The organism is Corynebacterium sp. HMSC072G08 (genome assembly GCF_001809185.1).
GTDB classification, from domain to species: domain Bacteria; phylum Actinomycetota; class Actinomycetes; order Mycobacteriales; family Mycobacteriaceae; genus Corynebacterium; species Corynebacterium phoceense.
Genome location: NZ_KV796453.1, coordinates 301 through 5,398 on the forward strand (window position 1 = coordinate 301; position 5,098 = coordinate 5,398).

Sequence of the window (5,098 nt, forward strand, 5' to 3'; positions counted from 1 at the left end):
ACGTTGAAAGGGATGGAAGCGATGCACTCATTACGGAAAGGGCAAGGCACGATGTTTGCCCTCACGGGCAACCGAACCCGGACGCGGTGATCGTCAATCGAGTCTTCGAGACGGCCTAACAACGCCCACACGCAGCGGTCATCAGGGGATGAGAAACTGAGTCTTCGCTGCTCTCCGCCCAACTTTGCAACAGCACCCTCCAAGAACGATTCAAGGGCCTGGCCCCGATGCAGTATCGGAACCAGGCCCCCGCAAAGACCCTAACCATTTAGAATTAACCCAGTCCAGAAAATGGGGGTCAGTTCACTCGGGATGGGCTTATTAGAGGCCGAAGGCGCCGCCGCTGATGAGGATGAAGATGCCCAGGCCGATCAGGACGATCGGGAACAGCACGTGCTCCCAGCGCTCAAGGACTTCTGCGATGGGCGGGCGGGTGGCCACGAACTTTGCCAGCAGGACCAGGCCTGCCACCAGGACGAGGAAAACGATGCAGTAGATGATGACGTCGGCAGTGTCCACGTTGAGGAAGACCGGAACGTAGACGCCGATATTGTCGCCACCGTTGGCAAACGTCACACCGGCGACGGTCATCACACCCACCTTTTTCCCGGCGATCTTCGCATCATCATCGTCGTCATCATCGCTTCGCCAAGCCTGCCAGGCCGCCCATAGTCCCAGGGCCAGGGGAATTAGTCCGAAGTACGGGATCGCCTCAGCAGGTAGGAATGCTCCTGCCCCCAGCATGACCAGGACTGCGGCCGCGAGGATGCCCATGAAGCCGAGGTACTGCCCAGCCAGAATCCGAAGCGTGGTCCCTTTTTGCCCCGCCCCGCGGGCAAAAAACAGCGAGAGCACAATGATGTCGTCGATATTGGTGGCGATAAACAGACCAATCGCCGACAGTAGACCGGTTACCACTACGCACTCTCCTGTCCAGTGACACACCCAGGTACGGCGCATCCGGCGTCGATGCATTCGACGTTGTCATCGACGGCCAGGGTGGTATCCAGCAACGCGTTCAACGCCTGCGCCAGATGAGCATCAACGATCTCGTAGCGGGTCTGTCGCCCCTGCGGTTCGGCGACAACAATTCCGCAGTCCCTCAGGCAAGCGAGATGGTTCGACACGTTCGAGCGCGTCAGTTCCAGATCCTGGGCGAGAGCGGCCGGGTAGGCCGGTCCCTCCAGCAGCGCCAGGAGAATGCGGGAACGAGTCGGATCCGCCATGGCCCGACCCAACCGGTTCATCACGTCTAGTCGAGAAGCAATAGTCAGCATGTGCTGAACTATACAGTTGTTGCTGAACTAACTTCAACATGGGATGGCGTTGTTGCTAGAGGTCGTCTGCACTTTCAGGCTGAGGCCTTCACTGCGCAGGAAGGAAGCGGCCGCCTAGTTGGCGGTGTTCCCGACGTGATTTAAAGGTGAGGGCTATTGCCGGCAGCTTCCGGCCCAGGCCAGTGGCGGCCCACGTACCGATCAGGGTGTCCCACTTCCAAGGAAGTGAGACACCCTTAATGAAACCAATTGAAAATACACAGCCCCAGGAGAGGACTGTTCCACAAGCTATTCCAACGAATTGACTCGCAAAACCTGCTGCAGAATAGACTTCCGGCACGCTGTGGGTCATGGATATTGGTAACGCCCGGGTTTCCACCGCAAAACAAGACCTCGACCGTCAGATCGACGCACTCCGTAACGAAGATGTTGCGGATAAATACATCTACGTCGACAAGAAATCCGGATCCACCACGAATCGGCCCGGACTCCAGCAAGCCCGCGCGGGAGATGTCATTGTCGTCCACACCCTCGACCGGCTGGGCCGCACCGTCCGTGACACTCTCAACCTGATCCATGACCTTCAGGAGCGTGGGGTAGGGGTGCGCACCTTGACTGATCCCATCAAGGTCAATTCCTCGAATCGGTGCTGTTGCAAAGTTGGGGCAGTAGGAAGAGCGACGTGAAATAGTCACAGCCATGGGTATCTTCTCCGGTCGTCATTTCCCCGTGACATCATTCTGTGAAGTTCTGATTTCCATTCTATTCAGCTGATGAAGATTACTACTTGACTTAATCATGCCTTATGCCTACGACAAACCAGTGGTCAGCTCGAAAAGATGTGTGAGAAAAAGAGAGCTTCGACGCTCTCTTTAGCCTCCGCAAAGGGGAGCGGAAGTCTAGGGATTGAAAGGGTAAAACTCCATCTCATCGTATGAATATTTACCGGTTCTTCACCGTCACACAACGCTTCACGGTAAAGTACTTTCCGTCCATCAATCATCTCTTTCTCAAGGGGTCTCATATGAAAAAACGGGCTCTTGTGGCTGCTATGTGCTGCCTGTCTGTCGCTTCTGTTCAAAGTATTCTGGTTCCTACTGCGTCGGCTCAAACTGCAGCTTCTCCGACTATGGCTGATCAATATCAAGTCAGCTTTGAAGAACCCGGAACCCCCTTTGGAACTCTCCAAAACTCTGAAAGAGTTCCTTATTCAGGACTCCCCGAAGGCGCAAAACTCACTATCCTCGACAAGAACTTTTTGAGCGGAAATTCTAACGGTAAGCTCTACGTAGAGGTCTACGGCACGGATAGGATTTGGCTTCAGCTCTTTCCACGCTCCCGCAACCTCAAAGAAACGGAATCTAATACTGTTAAATTCCTCGTAGAGTATCCCGATGGCTCTTCAGAGGTCGTAACCCATACCTTTACAGTTCATCCCGCCGAGAAATTCCAGTACCAACCGTATGCTGCTTCTTCTGGACTTGTCGTAGGAAAAGAAGCTCTCATAAAGCTTGAGGACACTCCTTCTACGGCACAAATTAAAGTTGTTGACTCCCCCGCTGGTTGGAATGTCTCTCCCAAAGGGGCGGGGCTTAACATCTTGGCTCCCAAGGCCGAGACTGGAACAATCACTTACAAAGTGACCTACTCGGACAATAGTTCCGAGATTGCTACTGCAGAATTCTATGCAGAATCAGCTCCCACGTCAGAGCCAACTACCCAGACCCCCACGTCTGAGCCGACTCCCCAGGCACCCACGCCCAAACCGAGTGATGCATCAAAGACAAGCTCTGGAAGCTCTTCTAATTCCGGCATTATCGGAGGAGTTATTGCGGCTATCGTGGCGCTCCTGGCGGCTCTTGGTGGAGCTGCATACTCTGGTCTCATCCCTGGCCTAAAGCTTCCTTTTTAAATAAGTACTGATTAGCACCCCTCTGGGGTGCTTTTCTTTTACTCCGCCTAGGCCGCGCACACCCGGGAATACAGTTATACGGGATCTCAGCGTCGACTGGGACGGTGGGCGACTCCTATGACAATGCTTTGGCTGAGAACGTCAACGGCTCCTACAAGAATGAGCTGATTCATAGGCTCCCGTGAGCAGACGGATAACTTGTGAACTCTATTGCAAAGACTATCAGTGCCGAAACAATAGCCATGAAAAGTGAAATACCGACCAAAATACTCATAAAACAAGTGTCGCAACGAGGTGTGCACATCTCGCCGAAAAAGGCGTTGAGAGCATCGCCAAAGCCATGATTTGCCAAATGTTTTCCCACAAATACGCTGGTCATTGCACAAAACTATCCACCTAGCCCCATATGGGGGTGGGGCACTCTGGCGACCTTAATCCATGAATACTTGATTGCAGCCCGCTAACCAGTCGGCACAATAGAAACATGACATCTGCATACTCGAATGGCCAGCCTGGGGAGAGCAAATCTTCCGGACTCAGATTAATCGTTGGTTCATTGCTAGTAATTCTCGGATTCTTTGTCATCAGTTCGGGAAGTAACAGTGCGACCGCCAGAACCCCGGACAGTGAAGACGAGGAATCAAATAAATCTCCCCGGGGTGAGCAAAAAGAGAGTCAGAAAATCAGCAGAAGGGCGCGTGGTATCTATAAATTTTGTGTTTCGACGTTTCCCGCAGTCTTGGCAACCTTTGCGATTCTAGCTACCACCCGCGAATCAAATTTCTTTTTTCTTTTTCGTGATGGAAGTGGTGTTACAGATGTAATGAACTGGTTTTGGTGGGCCATAATCGGCGGCTATGTCTTCACCGGTCTGGCAATTTTAGTCATTGCTGCACGCAGCGCAGAACTTGAAAGCTCTGACGAAAGCACTATAAGTGCTTTGAGCGGGGTGTTATGGGGGATTTTCCTTCTATTAGCTGCTGCCTTCTTGACAGTTTTTCCTGGCACTGAGAGCCACCCAGGGGTTCAAGCAGTTCTAGTATTATTCTCAGGCCTTTTGTCATTAGCAGTCACAAATAACTTCTTTAAATTACCCGCATGACCGATTTCAGAAATCGTATCTAACCATCACGGTTGAGCGCCGCATAGAGGGTTGTGCGCGCAATCCCAAGCTCGCGCGCGACTGCCGCCTTTGACTCCCCCGCCCCTATCCGAATGCGCGCCTCATCTATTTGCTCAGTGCTCAGCGCACGTTTACGGCCACGATACTTACCGGCCTTTTGCGCCAAAGCAATGCCTTCCGCCTGGCGCTCACGAATGATAGCCCTCTCAAATTCGGCAAAAGACCCCAAGATGCTCAGCATTAGATTAGAGCGAGCATCCGCTCCCTCATGGGTAAAGCGGAGATTCTCGTGGAGGAAGTAAACAGTTACACCTTTGGCCGTAATCTCATCAACAAGCGTACGAAGATCAATCAGTGAACGCGCCAATCGGTCGATTGAAGAAACAACCAACTCATCACCGTCGCGGAGATACTTAATGCACTCATTGAGAGCGGGACGCTCTGCCCTACTGCGTCCAGAAATCTTATCCTCAAAAAACCGGTCAACCTTGCCGGAGGCAAGAAGTGCCTCAGTTTGCCGTTTAGAAGATTGGTCTAAAGAAGAGACTCGGACATATCCGACACGTTGACCCGAGACATTTTCCATCTTCACGCCCTATCTGTAGTTCAAAGCTAATGGCTTAACACTACAGATGTACGGAAATTTAAAAAAGGGCTTTCCACTACAGCTTTAAAAGAAAGTAATCGACTGTAGGTTTAGGGTGTACCCCAGAGCGCGAATCAGCATGGACCTATAAAGCGACTATCCTATACCGGTCTGGCCACCGGCGGTGATCGCCCGATAGA

The 5,098-nt window shown here is 52.4% G+C and carries 5 protein-coding genes and 1 pseudogene; 3 read left to right on the plus strand and 3 right to left on the minus strand.

All coding sequences use genetic code 11. The features are described from left to right. Positions 1–321 precede the first annotated feature (321 nt). Together HMPREF2559_RS10215 and HMPREF2559_RS10220 are read right to left on the minus strand one after the other, a co-directional pair. Positions 322–960: a cadmium resistance transporter gene (locus tag HMPREF2559_RS10215; RefSeq protein ID WP_197418401.1), complete on the minus strand. Its 639-nt coding sequence runs from the start codon at positions 958–960 to the stop codon at positions 322–324. Then, positions 918–1,277, minus strand: a complete 360-nt coding sequence (locus HMPREF2559_RS10220; RefSeq protein WP_035106074.1) for a Cd(II)/Pb(II)-sensing metalloregulatory transcriptional regulator CmtR — start codon at positions 1,275–1,277, stop codon at positions 918–920. Before HMPREF2559_RS10220 ends, HMPREF2559_RS10215 begins: the two co-directional genes overlap by 43 nt. 350 nt (positions 1,278–1,627) lie before the next feature. Between HMPREF2559_RS10220 and HMPREF2559_RS12515 the strand changes: the two are divergent. The 3 genes and pseudogenes from HMPREF2559_RS12515 to HMPREF2559_RS12835 form a co-directional block, all read left to right on the plus strand. Further along, a pseudogene (locus HMPREF2559_RS12515) lies at positions 1,628–1,921 on the plus strand (recombinase family protein); the annotation flags it as partial. Positions 1,922–2,406: 485 nt separating this feature from the next. Continuing rightward, a complete protein-coding gene (locus HMPREF2559_RS12830; protein ID WP_148138811.1) occupies positions 2,407–3,189 on the plus strand; it encodes a hypothetical protein in 783 nt (260 codons plus the stop codon). A gap of 484 nt (positions 3,190–3,673) precedes the next feature. Next, entirely contained in the window at positions 3,674–4,291 is a 618-nt protein-coding gene (locus HMPREF2559_RS12835) for a hypothetical protein (RefSeq protein ID WP_148138812.1), read from the plus strand. Between the two features lie 19 nt (positions 4,292–4,310). On the opposite strand, the gene HMPREF2559_RS10230 is transcribed toward HMPREF2559_RS12835, so the two are convergent. Further along, a complete protein-coding gene (locus tag HMPREF2559_RS10230) occupies positions 4,311–4,898 on the minus strand; it encodes a recombinase family protein (RefSeq protein WP_070540629.1) in 588 nt (195 codons plus the stop codon). Positions 4,899–5,098 lie beyond the last annotated feature (200 nt).